17 protein-coding genes are annotated in these 16,375 nt (G+C 69.0%); 9 read left to right on the top strand and 8 right to left on the bottom strand.

Translation table 11 applies throughout. From position 1 onward, the window contains the following. Nucleotides 1-122: 122 nt before the first annotated feature. The 3 genes from ACXZ1E_RS07480 to ACXZ1E_RS07470 form a co-directional block, all read right to left on the bottom strand. A complete protein-coding gene (locus ACXZ1E_RS07480; RefSeq protein WP_458042733.1) occupies nt 123-1,625 on the bottom strand; it encodes a peptide MFS transporter in 1,503 nt (500 codons plus the stop codon). A gap of 30 nt (nt 1,626-1,655) precedes the next feature. Then, nucleotides 1,656-3,104, bottom strand: a complete 1,449-nt coding sequence (locus ACXZ1E_RS07475; protein WP_458352085.1) for an MFS transporter — start codon at nt 3,102-3,104, stop codon at nt 1,656-1,658. A gap of 121 nt (nt 3,105-3,225) precedes the next feature. Beyond that, the gene (locus ACXZ1E_RS07470) at nt 3,226-4,521 is read right to left on the bottom strand and encodes a peptide synthetase (protein WP_458042732.1); all 1,296 of its coding nucleotides are present in this window, start codon (nt 4,519-4,521) and stop codon (nt 3,226-3,228) included. Nucleotides 4,522-4,584: 63 nt separating this feature from the next. Here ACXZ1E_RS07470 and ACXZ1E_RS07465 point away from each other — a divergent pair, with 63 nt between their 5' ends. Then, entirely contained in the window at nt 4,585-5,370 is a 786-nt protein-coding gene (locus tag ACXZ1E_RS07465) for an alpha/beta fold hydrolase (RefSeq protein ID WP_458042731.1), read from the top strand. Between the two features lie 29 nt (nt 5,371-5,399). Then, complete coding sequence (locus tag ACXZ1E_RS07460; RefSeq protein WP_458042730.1) at nt 5,400-6,251, top strand: hypothetical protein; 852 nt, start codon at nt 5,400-5,402, stop codon at nt 6,249-6,251. Here ACXZ1E_RS07460 and ACXZ1E_RS07455 read toward each other — a convergent pair. Beyond that, complete coding sequence (locus ACXZ1E_RS07455; protein WP_458042729.1) at nt 6,248-7,723, bottom strand: dihydrolipoyl dehydrogenase family protein; 1,476 nt, start codon at nt 7,721-7,723, stop codon at nt 6,248-6,250. The two genes, ACXZ1E_RS07460 and ACXZ1E_RS07455, sit on opposite strands and share 4 nt — an antisense overlap. 163 nt (nt 7,724-7,886) lie before the next feature. On the opposite strand from ACXZ1E_RS07455, the gene ACXZ1E_RS07450 reads away from it, so the two are divergent. Then, the gene (locus ACXZ1E_RS07450) at nt 7,887-9,272 is read left to right on the top strand and encodes a glycine--tRNA ligase (protein ID WP_458042728.1); all 1,386 of its coding nucleotides are present in this window, start codon (nt 7,887-7,889) and stop codon (nt 9,270-9,272) included. 21 nt (nt 9,273-9,293) lie between these two features. Here ACXZ1E_RS07450 and ACXZ1E_RS07445 read toward each other — a convergent pair whose 3' ends face one another. From ACXZ1E_RS07445 to ACXZ1E_RS07430, 4 genes are all read right to left on the bottom strand, one after another. Beyond that, nucleotides 9,294-9,698 (bottom strand): PIN domain-containing protein, encoded by a 405-nt coding sequence (locus tag ACXZ1E_RS07445; RefSeq protein ID WP_458042727.1) that lies wholly within the window; start codon nt 9,696-9,698, stop codon nt 9,294-9,296. 166 nt (nt 9,699-9,864) lie between these two features. Continuing rightward, nucleotides 9,865-10,434 (bottom strand): HhH-GPD-type base excision DNA repair protein, encoded by a 570-nt coding sequence (locus ACXZ1E_RS07440; protein ID WP_458042726.1) that lies wholly within the window; start codon nt 10,432-10,434, stop codon nt 9,865-9,867. Nucleotides 10,435-10,491: 57 nt separating this feature from the next. After that, the gene (locus ACXZ1E_RS07435) at nt 10,492-10,809 is read right to left on the bottom strand and encodes a hypothetical protein (RefSeq protein ID WP_458042725.1); all 318 of its coding nucleotides are present in this window, start codon (nt 10,807-10,809) and stop codon (nt 10,492-10,494) included. Between the two features lie 7 nt (nt 10,810-10,816). Further along, on the bottom strand, nt 10,817-12,172 hold the full coding sequence (locus ACXZ1E_RS07430; protein ID WP_458042724.1) for a glutamyl-tRNA reductase: 1,356 nt from the start codon (nt 12,170-12,172) through the stop codon (nt 10,817-10,819). Between the two features lie 76 nt (nt 12,173-12,248). On the opposite strand from ACXZ1E_RS07430, the gene hemE reads away from it, so the two are divergent. The 6 genes from hemE to ACXZ1E_RS07400 all read left to right on the top strand — a co-directional run bounded on the left by hemE (nt 12,249) and on the right by ACXZ1E_RS07400 (nt 16,345). Continuing rightward, complete coding sequence (hemE, locus tag ACXZ1E_RS07425; RefSeq protein ID WP_458042723.1) at nt 12,249-13,301, top strand: uroporphyrinogen decarboxylase; 1,053 nt, start codon at nt 12,249-12,251, stop codon at nt 13,299-13,301. Continuing rightward, entirely contained in the window at nt 13,298-14,860 is a 1,563-nt protein-coding gene (locus tag ACXZ1E_RS07420; RefSeq protein WP_458042722.1) for a protoporphyrinogen/coproporphyrinogen oxidase, read from the top strand. Before hemE ends, ACXZ1E_RS07420 begins: the two co-directional genes overlap by 4 nt. A 93-nt stretch (nt 14,861-14,953) precedes the next feature. After that, on the top strand, nt 14,954-15,337 hold the full coding sequence (locus ACXZ1E_RS07415; protein ID WP_458042721.1) for a hypothetical protein: 384 nt from the start codon (nt 14,954-14,956) through the stop codon (nt 15,335-15,337). Nucleotides 15,338-15,339: 2 nt separating this feature from the next. Then, the gene (locus ACXZ1E_RS07410; protein ID WP_458042720.1) at nt 15,340-15,750 is read left to right on the top strand and encodes a phage holin family protein; all 411 of its coding nucleotides are present in this window, start codon (nt 15,340-15,342) and stop codon (nt 15,748-15,750) included. Continuing rightward, a complete protein-coding gene (locus ACXZ1E_RS07405) occupies nt 15,740-16,066 on the top strand; it encodes a hypothetical protein (protein ID WP_458042719.1) in 327 nt (108 codons plus the stop codon). Before ACXZ1E_RS07410 ends, ACXZ1E_RS07405 begins: the two co-directional genes overlap by 11 nt. Nucleotides 16,067-16,147: 81 nt before the next feature. Then, nucleotides 16,148-16,345: a hypothetical protein gene (locus ACXZ1E_RS07400; RefSeq protein ID WP_458042718.1), complete on the top strand. Its 198-nt coding sequence runs from the start codon at nt 16,148-16,150 to the stop codon at nt 16,343-16,345. Nucleotides 16,346-16,375: the final 30 nt, after the last annotated feature.

The following is a 16,375-nucleotide window of genomic DNA, read 5'->3' as shown; positions in this document are numbered from 1 at the left end:
GACGACACCGTCTAGGAGGCTCGAGTTCGCCACGACATCGGCGGAGTTCCCGAGTCCGTCGTCCCGCCGAATGTGGCCCCGGCCCGTCGGCGCCCACGCAACCGTGTGCGAGCGGCCTGAGCTCAGCGCACGCCCCTCATCAGCTTCAGGACCGGACGGACCGACAGCACCATGCCGATGCCGACGACGATGGCGATGCAGCCGAGGATCGAGAAATAGGGCACCTCGTTGTCGACGTCGAAGAACTGCGCAAGCCACCCCGAGATCGCCGTCCCGAGCGCGACGGAGAGGAAGAACAGCGCCACCATCTGCGTGTGGAACATCTCGGGCGCGAGCTTCGTGCTGACCGAGAGCCCGATCGGCGACAGCAGCAGCTCGGCGACGGTGAAGACGAACAGGATCCCGACGATCGCGAGCAGCGGGGTAGAGTTCGCGCCCCCGCCGGCGAAGGGCAGGAACAGCAGGAAAGCGACGCCCATGATCGCGACACCGAGCGCGAACTTGACCGGCGTGGACGGCTGGCGGCGCCCGAGCTTCAGCCAGAGAGCCGAGAAGACGCCCGACAGGATGATGATGAACACCGGGTTGATGGACTGGACCCACGAGACGGGCATCTCCCATCCGAACAGATCGCGGTTGAGCTTCTGGTCGGAGTAGATGGTCAGCACGGTGAACTGCTGCTGGTACAGCGACCAGAACGCAACGCTCGTGATCCAGAGCGGGATGAAGCCGAGGACCCGTGAGCGTTCGGTCGCCGTGATGCGGCGGCTCGACAGGATGACGGCGTAGTAGCCGAGCGCCGCGACGAGGGTCACGCCGATCACGATCACCGAGAGATTCTCGACTCGGATCAGTCCGACCAAGACGGCGAGGGCTATCGCGGCGAGCCCCGCAACGGCCACGCCGATCACGAGCGGACGGCGCGCGCGAGGGAGGGGATTCGGCACCCGGCGCGCCTCGTCGGGAAGCTGTTTGCGTCCGAACGAGTACTGGATCAGGCCGAACGCCATGCCCACCGCAGCCAGGCCGAAACCCCAGTGGAACCCGAGTGTCATCTGCAGCAGGCCGGTGAGCAGAGGGCCCAGGAAAGCGCCGAGGTTGATGCCGAGGTAGAACAGCGAGAACCCCGAATCGCGGCGCGGGTCGTCGGCCGAGTAGAGCGTGCCGACGACGGAGGTCGCGTTGGCCTTCAGCCCGCCCGACCCGACCGCGACCAGCACGAGCCCTACGCCTACCCCCGTGACGCCCGGGAGCAACGCGAGCGCGATGTGTCCCGCCATGATCACGATGGCGCTGGAGAAGAGCACGCGCTCCGAACCGAGCAGGCGGTCGGCGATCCATGCTCCGAGGATCGTGGACAGGTAGACGGCGCCGCCGTATGCCCCGACGATTCCCGCCGCGATCGGTTTGGGGATCGCCAGGCCGCCTTCGGCCACCGAGTAGTACAGGTAGATCAGCAGGATTCCCTGCATGCCGTAGAAGCTGAAGCGTTCCCACATCTCGACGCCGAAGATGTGGGCGAGCTCCCAGGGCTGACCGAAGAAGCGGGTGTCGCGACTACCGCCGCGCGGTTCGGCGGATGCTTCGTCGGTCTGCGTCGACTCGACTCGGTGTTCGTCGCTCATGGGCGCCAGGTTAGTAGACCCCGTACCGCCTCAGCGTCCGTCGGGGATGGACGCGTGGTCTATGGGCGTCGCGTGGCGGGGGATCAGAAGCGACAGCACGAGGGCGATGACGGCGGCACCACCGGCGAGCAGGAAGCTCGTCTGGAACGCCGCGCCAGTAGGCACAGCGACACCCTCGTACGGTTGCGACATGGCCGCGAGCACGGCGCCGAGCACCGCGGCGGCCGTGCTCGTGCCCACCGAGCGGAAGAGGGCGTTCAGGCCGTTCGAGGCCCCCGTCTCGTTCGCAGGTACGGCGCGCATGATCAGCATCGGCATCCCCGCGAATCCGAGCCCGATGCCCACCCCGACGAGGATGTTCGCAAGCAGGATGTGCCAGACCTCGCTCGAGAAGAAGTACACGAATGCGTAGGCGATGACGAGGGCGATGGCGCCGCCGGTCAGGAGCGCGCGAGGCCCGATCGTCCGCTCCAGACGCCCGGCCAGCGGGGAGATCAGCATCATGACGAGTCCCGCGGGCATGACCACGAGGGCCGCACCGATGAGCGAGAGCCCGAGGCCGGCACCCGATCCGACGGGCAGCTCGAGCAGCTGAGGGAAGACGATGTTCGACCCGAAGAGCGCGAAGCCCATGCCTATTGAGGCGAGGTTGGTGAGCAGGACGGGCCGCCGCGCAGCCACCCGCAGATCCAACAACGGTTCCGCGGCGCGTAACTGATACCAGCCCCACACGAGCAGAACGGCGACGCCGCCCAGCCCGCACGCGAGGGTGGGCGCGCTCGCCCAGCCCCACTCGTTTCCGCGTGAGATGGCGAGAAGGATGCCGGTCAGGCCCACAGCGAGCCCGAGCGCCCCGATGTAGTCGAATCGACCGGGGGTGCGCAGCACGCTCACCGGGATGATCCAGACGACGAGCAGCAGGACGACCGCGCCGAGCCCGGCGGCGACCCAGAAGAGCACGTGCCAGTCGGTCCGTTCGGTCACGAGGGCGCTGAGAGGCAGGCCGAGTGCCCCGCCGACGCCCATCGTCGCGCTGATCAGGGCGACGGATGTGGCGAGCCGGTCGCGATGGACGACGTCTCGCAGGATCGAGATGCCGAGCGGGACGACGCCGGTCACGGCGCCCTGCAGCGCACGCCCGACGATCACACCGACGATGTTGGTCGAGAGTCCCGCGATGACCGAGCCGAGGATCAGGCACGCGAGAAGCGCGATGACGATGCGCCGCTTGCCGTACATGTCGCCGAGGCGTCCGGCAATCGGGGTGATCACGGCGGCGGTCAGCAGCGTCGCGGTGACGACCCATGCGGTGTCTTCGCGGGAGGCATCGAGCAGCTCGGGAAGCTTCGCCTGGATGGGCACGACGAGCGTGTACATGAATGACGCGCAGAGGCCGGCGAGGGCCAGCACGGCGACGATTGCGCCTTGCGGGGGGATACGAGTCAGGCGATTTCGGTCGCCTGCTTCACGTGAACCCACCGACCCAGGTTATCGGCGGGTCGACGGGGTGCGGGTCGCCGGTGCCCACTGAGAGGGAGCCGGGGTGTGCCTCGCGCTCACGAAGGGGTGTGCGCGACGCTCACAGGACCGAGCCCTTCGCTCACGCGACGACGTCGCGCAGACCCTTCTCGATCATGTCGAGCCACCCGCCCACGTTCGCGCGCGCCTCAGGAGTATCGGGGTAGCGGCAGCGCAGATGCAGGCCGTCGTCGTTGACGATGAACCAGATCATGACGCCGTCCGTCTCGATCACGGCAGAGACGTACTGGATGCCCAGTGCCGCCTCGACGGGAGGCAGGCGCCGAGTGTCGAGCCAGGAGATCGCGAACATGCCGGGGCCCGCGGGCATGCCGCCGTACGGCGCGAAAATGGGTGCGAGCGGATACGAACCGAGCGCGAGGGCGTCTTTGACGGCGGCGGCGGATGCGACGGGGTCGGTCGCGGTGAACTGAATGACGGAGTTGGTGATGAACCAGCCGACCGAGTCGTGCCAGCGCGGCTCGTTCCGGCTGTGCACGGGGAAGACGGCGCGGAGCGGCGCCCCACTCATGCGCGCCGTCGTCTCGGCGAGCACCGACAGGGCGAGCGCGGTCATCCGCACGCCCCGGTCGGTCGCTCGTGCCTCGAATACGCGGGTCTCTTCGGCGGCGAGGACATCGCGCACCTCGACCACCTCGAGCCGCGGGGACGAGAGGTCGCCGAGGGGGAGGGGGAAGGCGGGCATGGCGCCGCCCTCGATCTCCAGGATGTCGCTCCAGCGCTGTCTGACATCGGCGGGAGCCGGAGGCATCCGTTCGAGCACGTCGGAGTGTTCGGCGAAGGATGCCGCGGGCACCGAGTCCCCGTCCGAATGTCCCGACAGGTGAGTCACCATGTCACGCACGAGCACGAGGAGCGACCACATGTCGACGTGGGCGTGGTCCGATCCGATAACCGCCGTGGGGCGGGGATCGAGCGGGTCGGGGGTCTCCGGGGCCACGACGCACACCCGGTGCGAGGGCCGCTCGAAGGGAGAGCAGGCGGCGTCGAGCACCCCACGCAGCACGTCGCGGGTGAGTTCGTCGTCGCCGACGGGATGCTGGATCCACTCGCCGCCCTCGACCTCGATCTCATGCAGTGCGAGCTCGCCTGCGTCGTCGTACGAAAAGGCGCTTCGGAGAGTCCCATGACGGCCGATCACCGCCATCCACGCCGCCGCTACGTCGTCGAGCGTCGTGCCCACCGGGAGTCGGAAGGCCACGGCCATCCACGAGCCCGGGCGGGCGCCCTCACCGACGTGCCGACGCTGATCGAACGAGATCGGCAGCCGCTTGCCGGGTCGCTCGCGCGCGCGCGCCGCGAAGCTCTGCAGGGTGCCCCGGGGCAGGGACATCTGGGCGACATTCGTCAGGCGCATGGCGCCGTAGTCTAAGGGGCGAATATCTCGTGCCTGTGACTCCCGCCTGGAACCGGAGGTTTCGTGCCCACACTCGATGTCAGGGGTGCCACGCTCGACTACGACATCACGGGCGACAGCGGCCCCCTGGTGGTTCAACTGCACGGCCTGACGTCGAGCCGCGTGCGGGACGCTCAGTTGGGGCTGGATCTGGGTCGCGCACTCCGCGACCACCGCGTGCTGAGGTACGACGCGCGCGGGCACGGCGGGTCCACGGGCAAGAAGAATCCGTCCAGCTACCGGTGGGACCGTCTGGCGAAGGATCTGCTCGCGCTGCTCGACCACGTCGCCCCGGGTGAGAAGGTGCACGGCATCGGACCCTCGATGGGCACGGGCACCCTGCTGCACGCCGCGGTGCGCAAGCCCAAGCGGTTCGCCAGCCTGACCCTTGTGGTGCCGCCGACCGCGTGGGGCAGTCGTCGCGCGCAGGCGGCGACGTATCTGCAGAACGCCGATCTGGTCGAGAAGCACGGCATCAGCGCATTCGTCGAAGCGGGCAGCACGGCGCCGGTCCCGCCGGCGCTCGCGGACATGCCCGAGACCCGCCCGTCGATCAGCGAGAAGCTGCTCCCGACGATCATGCGGGGCGCGGCGTCCACGGACCTGCCCGACCGAAAGGCGATCGCCGGCATCGACGTTCCGACGCTGATCCTGGCGTGGACGGGCGACCGGACGCATCCGGTCAAGACCGCCAACAAGCTGCACGAGCTCATCCCGCGCAGCCGCATCGTCATCGCCCGAACGCCCTACGGCATCATGGCTTGGCCGGGGCTGTTCGCCGAGCACGTCGCGACGAACGGGTCGACGTGACTCTCGGCTCGAAGTGATGGACGGCTGACGTGACGCGCGGGATCGCGGCGGTTGTCGCCCTGCTCATGTTCGGGCTCGCGATCACGGCGTGCGCCCCGTCCGATCCGCAGCCGGGGGAGCTGCCCGCGGGCGTGAGTGTCGAGCTGATCCAGCTGCGTTCGGATGTCGTGGATCGTGCGGCCGAACTCCGGCTGAAGAATGCGGGCGAAGACGACCTGGTGGTCACACGCATCTCACTCACCGACGCGCGGTTCGAAACGCCGATCGTGCGTGACAAGCGCTCGCCGGTGTCCGCGGGGCGCACCCTCGACATGCGGGTCGATCTTCCACCGGTCGTGTGCGACAAGGATGGGGCCGCCGAGTCGACCACCCTCGAGCTGGAGTACGAGTTGGGCGGTCGTACCGGGGTGGCCGAGGCATCCGTTCCCGACTCCCTCGCCTTCATACCGCTGCTGCACCAGAAGGAGTGCCTGCGCGAACGCCTCGCCGAAGTCGTGGCGCTGTCGTGGGCTGCGTTCGAGCCGTCGGATGTTGGGGCTCCAGCGTCACTGACGCTCGAGATCGACCCCGCAGACGGGGCGGGGTCGGCGCGTATCGAGACGGTCGAGACGACGCCGCTGCTGATGTTCGATACGGCCGGTGCGGCATCGTTCGTCGTCGGTGCCGAGGTGGACGGCTCGGGCGAACCCCAGCGGGTGCGTGTGCCTCTCGTGCCGTTGCGTTGCGACCCGCACGCGGTGATGGAGGACAAGCGCGGCACGATCTTCGATATCACCGTTGCGACGGGTGGCGCCGCGGGTGTGGTCGAGGTGGCGGTGCCCGCCGAGATCAAGGGCGAGATCCTCGCCTGGGTCGCCGACTGGTGCGGCTTCGGTGGTTAGGCGGTCTCGCGTCCGAGGCTTTCGAGCAGGCGCAGCCACACCTCGCTGAGCGTCGGGTACGACGGCACGGCATGCCAGAGTCGCTCGATCGGTACCTCGCCGACAACCGCGATGGTCGCCGAGTGCAGCAGATCGGCGACACCGGCCCCGACGAAGGTCGCGCCGACCACCGTGCGGGTGGCGGGATCCACGATCAGGCGCGCGCGACCCGTGTATCCCTGCGCCGTGACCGAGGCTCCGGCGATGTTGTGCAGGTCGTAGTCGACGACCGTGACCTCGCGGCCGGCACGCTCGGCCTCGGCCGCGGTGATGCCCACCGCCGCGACCTCGGGTTCGGTGAAGACGACCTGTGGAACCGCGGCGTGATCCGCGGTTGCCACGTGGCGGCCCCAGGGGGCGTCGTCGATGGGCTGCTCGAGGGCGCGAGCCGCGATAACGTCTCCGGCCGCACGCGCCTGGTACTTGCCCTGGTGCGTCAGCAGCACTCGGCCGTTGACGTCGCCCACCGCATACAGCCAGCCCGGCTCGTCGCCGCCCGCACCGATCGGCTTTCCGTCCGCGCCCAGCACACGCAGGGTGTCGTCGGTCTCCAGCGAGCGCCCGGCCTCCAGACCGATCGAGTCGAGACCGATGTCGTCCGTGCGGGGGTGGCGACCCGTGGCGATCAGGATCTCGTCGGCGTGCAGGGTTTCGGCGTCGGGGGAATCGCCGAGAGAGATGGTGAGTGTGCCATCTGCTGTCCGATCGATGCGCGCCGCAGAAGTCTCGGTGCGAACGTCGACCCCTTCCTCGCGCAGCGCGTCGAGCACGAGTTCGCCGGCGAACGGTTCGTTCGCCGTGAGCAGCGCATCGCCGCGGACGAGCATCGTCACGTGCGAGCCGAGGCTCGAGAATGCCGTCGCGAACTCCGAGGCGACGACCCCGCCCCCGACGATCACGAGGCGCTCGGGGACGACCTGCACGGCCGCCGCCTCTCGATTGGTCCAGGGGGATGCCTCGGCCAGGCCCGGAATATCGGGGATGATTGCGGATGTCCCGGTGCAGACCGCGACTGCGTGACGTGCGATGAGCGTCTCGACAGAGCCATCCGGGGTCGTCACCTCGACGCGGCGCGCACCGGCGATCCGTCCGTGTCCGCGCACGAGGGTGATGCCCGCGCTGTCGAGCCACGACACCTGACCCGCGTCATCCCACCCGGACGTCGCTGTGTCGCGGAACTGCAGCGCCGTCTCGACGTCGAGGGGAGCGCCGAAGGCCTCGCGCGCGCCCGGGACGCTCCGCGCCGCACGCAGCGCGGCACCCGGTCGCAGCAGAGCCTTCGTCGGCATGCACGCCCAGTACGAACACTCGCCGCCGACCAACTCACCCTCGACGATTGCGACGGTGAGTCCGCCTTGCACGGCTCGGTCGGCGACGTTCTCGCCGACGGGTCCCGCACCGATCACCACGACATCGAACTCGCGCTCAGTCATGTTCCGATGCTAGGTCGCTGCGCGCGGCGTGCAACCCCCTTGCGGACGCCTCGCACATTGCCGCGACTAAGATCGGGGAAGGATGCCGCGGCCATATTGCAAGCCCTGCCGCGCCCGTGATCTCGTGCAATCGCGCCCCGCCACACCGACCATTGGAGCCACCATGGCCGAACAGTCCCGCCTCGATAAGGTCATCGCCCTCGCCCGCCACCGCGGCTTCGTCTTTCAAGCCGGTGAGATCTACGGCGGCTCTCGCTCGGCGTGGGACTACGGCCCCCTCGGTACCGAGCTGAAAGAGAACATCCGCCGCCAGTGGTGGCAGACGTTCGTGCGCGGCCGGGGCGACATGGTCGGCCTCGACTCGTCGATCATCCTGCCCAAGCGTGTGTGGGAGGCATCCGGTCACGTCGCAACGTTCACCGACCCGCTCGTGGAGTGCCTGCACTGTCACAAGCGGTTCCGCGCCGACAACCTGATCGAGGACTTCGAGGCCCGCAAGGGTCGCGCGGCCGAGAACGGTCTCGCCGACATCCCCTGCCCGAACTGTGGCACGAAGGGCCAGTACACCGAGCCGAAGGCATTCTCGGGTCTGGTCAAGGCGTACCTCGGGGTCGTTGACGACGAGACCGGCCTGCACTACCTGCGTCCCGAGACGGCGCAGGGCATCTTCGTGAACTTCACCAACGTGCTCACGGCCTCGCGCAAGAAGCCGCCGTTCGGCATCGGCCAGGTCGGCAAGTCGTTCCGGAACGAGATCACGCCCGGTAACTTCATCTTCCGCACGCGCGAGTTCGAGCAGATGGAGATCGAGTTCTTCACGCCTCCCGCCGAGGCGCAGGAGTGGTTCGAGCACTGGGTCGAAGCCTGCTGGGACTGGTTCATCGACCTCGGCATCGACCCCGACAACATGCGTCGCTACGACGTGCCGAAGGAAGACCGCGCGCACTACTCCGCGGGCACGATCGACGTCGAGTACGCCTTCGGGTTCCCGGGCAAGCAGTGGGGCGAACTGATGGGTGTGGCCAACCGCACCGATTACGACCTGACGAGTCACAGCGAGGCATCCGGTCAGAGCCTGTCGTACTTCGACCAGGCCACGGGGGAGCGCTACACGCCGTATGTCATCGAGCCCTCGTTCGGCCTGACGCGCGCAATGATGGCTTTCCTCGTCGACGCGTACCGCGAAGAGCAGGTGCCGAACGCCAAGGGCGGCACCGACACCCGCACGGTGCTCGGGCTCGACCCCCGCCTCGCGCCGATCAAGGTCGCGGTGCTCCCGCTCTCGCGCAACGAGCAGCTCTCGCCGATGGCCCGCGAGCTCGCCGCCGATCTGCGCGGCGACTGGAACATCGACTTCGACGACGCCGGAGCCATCGGGCGTCGCTACCGCCGCCAGGACGAGATCGGCACGCCGTTCTGCATCACGGTCGACTTCGACTCGCTCGAAGACAAGGCCGTGACGGTGCGCGACCGCGACACGATGGTGCAGGAGCGCGTGCCGCTCGCCGAGGTGCACGCGTACCTCGGCGAGCGCCTGCGCGGCGCCTAGGTCGACAAGGGAGGCCCGGCGTCACCGCACCTCGACGTCGACCAGTCCTTCTAAGCCGGCGAACCCGGACTGATCGCGGGTGATGACGGTCATGTCGTGGACGATCGCGGTCGCTGCAATCATCCGGTCGAGGACGCGCGCTCGAACGTTGCCCCCTCGAGAGCTGACGCGCGCCAGGATCCGGTCGTATGCGGCAAAGCACTCGTCGTCGAAGGCGAGCCCACTTCCGAACGTGTGCCGCGCCGCGTCGATCCGCGCCAGTCGCTCCTTGTAGTGATCAAGACTCGAAGTCGCATGCAGTCCTCTCGTCAACTCCGACCAGGTGAGTGCGCTCACGAAGGTGCGGCTGAATCCCGAGAGGTCGACGGCTCGCTCGGTCGGTGATGATCGCGCGATCAGGATGTTGGTGTCGAGGAGTGCTCTCACGGTCCGATCGTCCACGGGTCGTCGCGTGCATCGAGGTCCAGCGCGTGCCGAGTGCGCCGGTTAGCGGCGAGTGCGCCGCGTGGCAGCCGCGAACAACAGGCTGACTCGCGAACATCCGGCGCACTCGGCGAGACGTGAGGATGCGCGGCCGAACGCGCGCGTGGCGTTAGGAGGCCTTCGCAGCGGCCTTCATCGCTTGCTTGTGCTCGCGCACCTTCAGCAGCGACTCGGGGCCGACGATGTCGGCGACGCTTCGGAACGAACCGTCCTCACCGTAGGGAGCGGATGCCTCGCGCCATCCGTCCCCCGCGTACCCGTACTGCTTGCCGAGCAGGGCGAGGAAGATCTTCGCCTTCTGCTCACCGAACCCGGGGAGAGCCTTGAGGCGCTTCAGCACCTCGCGCCCGTCGGGGGCGTCGCGGATCCAGAGGGCCGAGGCGTCTCCTCCCCAATCGTCCTCGATCGCGGTGCACAACGACTGCACGCGACCCGCCATCGATCCGGGGTAGCGGTGCACAGCGGGCGACTTCTTGAACTCCTCGGCGAGCTGGTCGGGATCGTAGTGCGCGAGGGTCGCGGCATCGACCGACCCGACCCGCTCCTGGATCTTCAGGGGCCCGGCGAAGGCCGTCTCCATCGCGACCTGCTGGTCCAGCAGCATCCCGATCAGCAGGGCCAGGGGGTCATCGCTCAGAAGGCGATCGGCGGCGTCGTCGCCCGTGATGTGCAGCGTCATGCGTTCAGTTTTGCACTCGCCGTGCGGCGCTTCGACCTGAAGTACGCGGGGTCGGGGTCAGTGTCGAAGCCAGGTTTCGGCGAACGCCTCGGGGGTCATGGTTTCGAGATCGGATGCTAGGGCGCGCATCGATCCTTCGAAGTCGACCAAAGAACCCTGGCGTACTCGCCCGACTTCGCTGTCGTCGGAGACGAGGCGGATGACGATATCGCTCAGGGCGGGAGCATCCCCGATATCGAGCAGCCCGGCGGCGACGGTGCCGACCCAGCGCACGCCACGCGCGACGGGGTTCAGCTGTCGGTCCTCCCCGACGACCCAGTAGACGTCGCGGGCCAATGGGCCGGTGCCCGGCGCCGCGGCCGGATCGGGTGCCACGGGCGGATCAGGCGACGTCGTCGGCTACTGCGGCATCCCGCGCTGCCGAAACCCGTGCGGTGACGTCGATGCCGAACAGCGTGCCGAGCGCGGCGACATAGTCGTCGGCTTGACCGCGGGCCGCCAGATCCTGCGCACGAGCCGTAGGGATGTGGAGCAGACGGCCCACAAGATGGCGCATGGCCTGCTCGGTGCGGCCGTCTTCGTCTCCGCGGGCCCGGACGCGCGCGATCTCGTCTTCCAGCACAGCGAACGCGTGTTCGCGGAGTGCAACGACAGCGGGGGCGAGGCTCTGGCGTCGACCCGCGAGCGCGAACTTCTGCGCGGCATCCCGCACGATCTCGCGCGCTTCAGCGGTCGCCTGCAGCTCTTCGAGCGGGGCGTGCAGTCGCACGGTCTCGAGATCAAGCAGGTCGACACCCGGGACGGTCACGACATCCGGGTCGACGTTGCGCGGAAGACCGAGGTCGATCACGAGGCGACGCGCGCCCGCGCTATGCGAGACGGGGCATTCCGCAGCCTCTGCGGGGGTGATGCGGCGCAGCTCGCCGACAAGTTCGGCGCATCCTCGTTGCAGCACGGCGGCGTCGAGCACGTGATGGTCGGCGCTGGTGCAGGTGATGACGAGATCGGCCGAGGCCGCGGCGCGCGCGTACTCGGCATCGTCGATCGATGCGATGCCGTGCTTCGCGGCGAAGACCTTCGCGCGCCCCGAGGGGGAGTAGACGGCGATGCGCTCGGCCCCGTGGTCGCGGAGCGCTGCGAGCGTGGCAGCGGCGTAAGCGCCGGTGCCGACGAGGAGGACGTCGAGGTCGGTCCAGTCGGTGAAGCGGCTGTCGGCGAGTTCGAGCGAGAGTCGGACGAGTGAGCGCCCGGCGCGGCCGATCGCGGTGGCGTTCTTCACACCCCGCTGTGCCTCGCTCGCGCGCTGGAAGAGCCGCTCGAGCTCACCCGAGGTGGTGCCCTGCCGGCGTGCGTCGGTCAGCGCCCGACGCACCTGACCCGCGATCTCGCCTTCGCCGACGACGACCGACTCGAGGCCCGATGCAACGGCGAAAAGGTGCTCTGCAACATCCGGACCCGTGACCACGCGGTACGAACCCTCGAACTCGGAAGCGCTGACGCCCGTGGCCGCCTCGGCTGCGAGCAGAACGGCCTCGACGCCGACGGGACCCGCCGCGGTGACGGGCTCGTCCATGTCGACGTAGGCCTCGAAGCGGTTGCACGTCGCCAGCACGACGGCTCCGCGGACGCACGAGTCGTGCTCCGCGATGAGGGGAGCGATATCGGTCGTGTGAACGCTGAGCCGTTCGAGAAGATCGAAGGCGGCGGTCTTGTGACTCGCCGAGATACACAGCAGCACCCGTTCAGCCTACCGTCCGCGCGCACCCCCACCGCCCGGTTAGCCCGCACCCAGCGGGGAGGGGGAGGATGGAGCCATGCACCTTTCCGACGCCCCGCTCCTGCGCGCCCTCCGCGGCGACCGCCCCGACCGCACCCCGGTCTGGTTCATGCGTCAGGCGGGTCGCTCCCTGCCCGAATATCGGGCACTGCGCGTGGGAACACGGATGCTGGATGCCTGCCTCGACCCCGAACTCGCCTCTGAGATCACCCTGCAGCCCGTCCGGCGCCACCATGTCGACGCCGCGATCTTCTTCAGCGACATCGTCGTACCCCTGCGCCTCGCCGGTGTGGAGGTCGAGATCGAACCAGGCCGGGGTCCGGTGTTCGCGAACCCGGTGCGCAGCGCCGCGGATGTTGCCCGCCTGACGGCGATCGACCCGGCCGAGGTGGCCGAGGCATCCGGTTCGGTCACCGAGGCGATCGGACGGGTCACGGATGAACTGGGCACGACGCCGCTGATCGGTTTCGCCGGTGCGCCGTTCACCCTGGCCGCCTACCTCGTCGAGGGTGGCCCCTCGAAGGAGCACCTGCGTGCGCGCGCGATGATGCACGCCGATCCCGCCTCGTGGCACGCGCTCGCCGACTGGCTCGGCCGGGTCGCGGGGGTGTTCCTCGACGTGCAGGTAAAGGCGGGCGCATCCGCCGTGCAGCTGTTCGACTCGTGGGCGGGCTCGCTCTCCCGTGCTGATTACCGGGCCTTCGCCGCGCCACACTCGCACACCGCCCTGTCGGCGGTTGCGGGCCGAGTGCCGACCATCCACTTCGGCGTCGGCACGGGTCCGATCCTCGACGACATGCGCCTCGACGGCCTGGCGGATGCGGTGGGCGTGGACTGGCGCACGACGCTCGACGATGCCGCCCGTGTGCTCGGGCCCGACGTCACCGTGCAGGGCAACATCGATCCCGCGCTGCTGCAGGCTCCGTGGCCGGTGCTCGAGGCCCACGTGCGTGACGTGCTCGAGCGTGGACGCGCAGCCCGCGCCCATGTTCTCAACCTCGGTCACGGTGTCACGCCCGAGACCGAACCCGACGTGCTGACCCGCATCGTGCAGCTCGCGCACTCGGTCGTCGACGGCGAGGACACATGAGTCCAGACGCCTCGGCGCCGTTCTCGGCCGAACTGATCGAACGCGCCCGCGATACCCGGGTCGTCGTCGTCGGCGGCGGGATCGCGGGGCTCGTCGCGGCCTGGGAGTGCGCACGGATCGGGATGGACGTCACGGTGCTCGAGGCGTCGCCCCGCGTCGGTGGGGCGATCCGCACGGCCGAGGTCGGCGGGTTGACTCTGGATGTCGGGGCCGAAAGTTATGCCACGCGCGGCGGGCACGTGCGACGCCTGATCGACGAGCTGGGCCTCGGGGCAGAGATCGTCGCGCCGAGCGGCGGTCGTGCGTGGCTCGGCGGGATTCCTGGCGTGCCGGGCGGCGCGGCACCCCTCCCGGCGGGCGGAGTACTCGGTATTCCGGCGAACCCGTTCGACCCCGATGTTCGCCGTGTCATCGGCTGGCCCGGAGCCTGGCGGGCCTATCTGGATCGCCTGCGGCCGGTCCTGACGATCGGTCACACCCACAGCCTCGGTGCCTTGGTATCGACGCGGATGGGATCTCGCGTGCTCGATCGCCTCGTCGCCCCCGTCGTGCAGGGCGTGTACTCGGCCCGCCCCGCCGACATCGACGTCGACGTCGCAGCGCCCGGGCTGAACGCCGCCCTCACACGCACGGGCTCCCTCGGCGGCGCCGTCTCGGTACTCGGTGCCGAACGGGCGACCAAGGCGCCCGGGGGAGCGGTCGAGGGTATCCGCGGGGGTATGGGGCGCATCGTCGACGCCCTGCTCGCCCGCCTCGACGAGCTGGGAGTGACCGTGCTCACGGAGGCGCGTGCGGCGGCGCTGACGCAGACCCCGGACGGGTGGCAGATCGAGATCGAGGGCACCCTCGGCGGTGAAACGGGCACCCTCGCGGCGAACGCCGTGATCGTCGCGACGGAGGAACGGATGGCGCGGGCCCTGCTGCGTCCCTCGGTTCCGGCGCTGGACGCCGGAGCGGGCGAGGCGCCGACCGCCGCAGAAACAGACGCGGACGCGGATGCGGCCGGCGCGAGCGGCGCAACCTCGGGCGCCGCGCCCGAGATCGAAGTCGTCTCGCTCGTTCTCGATGCAGCGGCACTGGACGCAGCACCCCGCGGTTCGGGCGTGCTCACCGTGCCCGGTTCGTACACCGCCAAGGCCCTCACCCACGCGACCGCGAAGTGGGCCTGGCTGGCCGAATCAGCGCGTGCGCTCGCGCCGCACCGCCACGTCGCGCGCGTGTCGTTCGGCAGCCAGGGCGAACCCGCCGCGACCGCCGGGATGACAGACGATGAGGCCGCCGCGCTTGCCCTGAACGAGGCATCCGCTCTTCTCGGCGTTCCGCTCGACACGAATCAGCTCGTCGGCGCGCACCGCGAGCGCTACACGCAGAGCCAGCCCGCGTCGGTCATCGGTCGAGAGGCGCAGACAGCGGCGGCTCGCGCCCACATCGCAGCTGTCCCCGGGCTCGGGGTCGTCGGCGCGTGGGTCTCGGGAACGGGACTGGCGCAGGTCGTCCCCGATGCTCTGACGGAGAGCGAGCGCGTGCGCACCGCCCTTTTGTGGGACCGACGTCCCTGATGTCAACCCGGATGCCGAAATTGGCATACGGGGCTAACCTAAAGACTCGGACCGAAGATCTAAACGGCGTAGCACGAGTGTGAGGAGATCCCTATGAGGGGCAAAGTGGGACTCGTGATCGGCCTGGCGGCGGGGTACGTCCTCGGAACCCGCGCGGGGCGTGAGCGGTACGAACAGATCAAGGAACAAGCCCTCAAGGTGTGGAACCTCGACCCCGTGCAGAAGCAGGTCGACCGCGCCAAGGACTTCACGACATCCACCGCGATGGCGATCCCCGGCGCAGTGTGGAACGGTGCCGTCAAGGTGACTCGCGCGGTGCAGGGCAAGGACACCACGCCGGGTCAGCGACTCGACGCGGCGATCAAGGCCGGCAAAGACGGCTCGGAAGACGTGGCCAAGGCCGCCGAGCGGTCCGTCTCGAACATCGAGAAGAAGATCGACGACGCAGCGTCCACCGACGGCGCCAAAAAGAGCTGACCGTGGCATCCCCCCGAGGTATGCGAGACCGCGCCGACGACAGTCTTCTGACGCTCGTCGGCGAAGTTCCCGAACTCGTCCGCAACCTGGTCATCGCTGAGGTCGACCAGGCGAAGTCCTGGCTTGCCAAGACCGCGAAGGACTACGGGATCGGTGCGGGATGGCTCGTGGTTGCACTGGCCGTCCTGTTCTGGACGATCCCCGTCTTCGGCACCGCGGCAATCGCCGGGCTGGCGACCGTGTGGCCCGTGTGGCTGTCGGCGCTGGTGATCGGTGCTGGTCTGCTCGTCGTGGTCGCGATTCTGGTGTTGCTCGGCATTGTTCGGTTCAAGCGAGCTTCCCGGCGGCAGAGTCCGATCGGTGCCGTGAAAGAGGATTTCGACATCGTCCGGGAGGTACGCGATGAGTTCTGATCTGACGAATTCGGACAAGGCGCATTCGCCCCGTCCCGACAGCCTGCTCGTGCCGCTGCCGCGGACTCTCGTGCCGCAGCTGGGCGATCCCGTCGCCCAGGCACGGGCCGAGTTGAAGGCTGCACTCGCGGCGATCGAGGAGAAGGCGAACCTTCCCAAGCGCGCGGCGCGCCTGACGGATCGGGCGGTGCATCGCGCGCGCGCCTTCGCCCAGACTCGTCCCGTGCAGGCGGCCGCGATCGCCGTCGGAGCGGCGGCACTCGTCGGTATGGCCGTCTGGGGAGGCGTGCGTCTCTATACCGCGCCGCGGCGCTGATCTCCGCACGTTCCGAAACCGAAACAGACCGTTCTTGGCCCGAAACCGGTAGAATCGAAGCACGCCACGAGAGGGGCAATCATGGTTCGCACGCTGACCGCCGCATCGCCGGTACAAACCGCAGCTGAGGACCGTCTAGCGCTCGCGGATGCAGCTCTCGCTCTGGCTGGCCACGAGATCACCGACCCCGCGTTGCGCGCAATCGTCAAGCAGGCAGCTCGACGTGAGTTGACGGGGGATGAAGCGCGCGCGGAGATCCGCAGGCACGTGCAGGGCTAATGCCCCGCGGCACTATCTTTCGTACCTGGG

This window comes from Pacificispira sp. HM-600 (genome assembly GCF_977993705.1).
The sequence above is the reverse complement of the archived record's forward strand: the minus strand, read 5'-3'. Positions and strand labels throughout refer to the sequence as shown.

What these genes read in the sequence shown, in the direction of transcription:
- ACXZ1E_RS07400 (WP_458042718.1), top strand. Translation starts at nt 16,148, where the DNA reads ATGGTTCGCACGCTGACCGCCGCATCGCCGGTACAAACCGCAGCTGAG.
- ACXZ1E_RS07470 (WP_458042732.1), bottom strand. Translation starts at nt 4,521, where the DNA reads ATGCGCCTGACGAATGTCGCCCAGATGTCCCTGCCCCGGGGCACCCTG.
- ACXZ1E_RS07420 (WP_458042722.1), top strand. Translation starts at nt 13,298, where the DNA reads ATGAGTCCAGACGCCTCGGCGCCGTTCTCGGCCGAACTGATCGAACGC.
- ACXZ1E_RS07440 (WP_458042726.1), bottom strand. Translation starts at nt 10,434, where the DNA reads ATGACGCTGCACATCACGGGCGACGACGCCGCCGATCGCCTTCTGAGC.
- hemE (WP_458042723.1), top strand. Translation starts at nt 12,249, where the DNA reads ATGCACCTTTCCGACGCCCCGCTCCTGCGCGCCCTCCGCGGCGACCGC.
- ACXZ1E_RS07405 (WP_458042719.1), top strand. Translation starts at nt 15,740, where the DNA reads ATGAGTTCTGATCTGACGAATTCGGACAAGGCGCATTCGCCCCGTCCC.
- ACXZ1E_RS07455 (WP_458042729.1), bottom strand. Translation starts at nt 7,723, where the DNA reads ATGACTGAGCGCGAGTTCGATGTCGTGGTGATCGGTGCGGGACCCGTC.
- ACXZ1E_RS07480 (WP_458042733.1), bottom strand. Translation starts at nt 1,625, where the DNA reads ATGAGCGACGAACACCGAGTCGAGTCGACGCAGACCGACGAAGCATCC.
- ACXZ1E_RS07415 (WP_458042721.1), top strand. Translation starts at nt 14,954, where the DNA reads ATGAGGGGCAAAGTGGGACTCGTGATCGGCCTGGCGGCGGGGTACGTC.
- ACXZ1E_RS07450 (WP_458042728.1), top strand. Translation starts at nt 7,887, where the DNA reads ATGGCCGAACAGTCCCGCCTCGATAAGGTCATCGCCCTCGCCCGCCAC.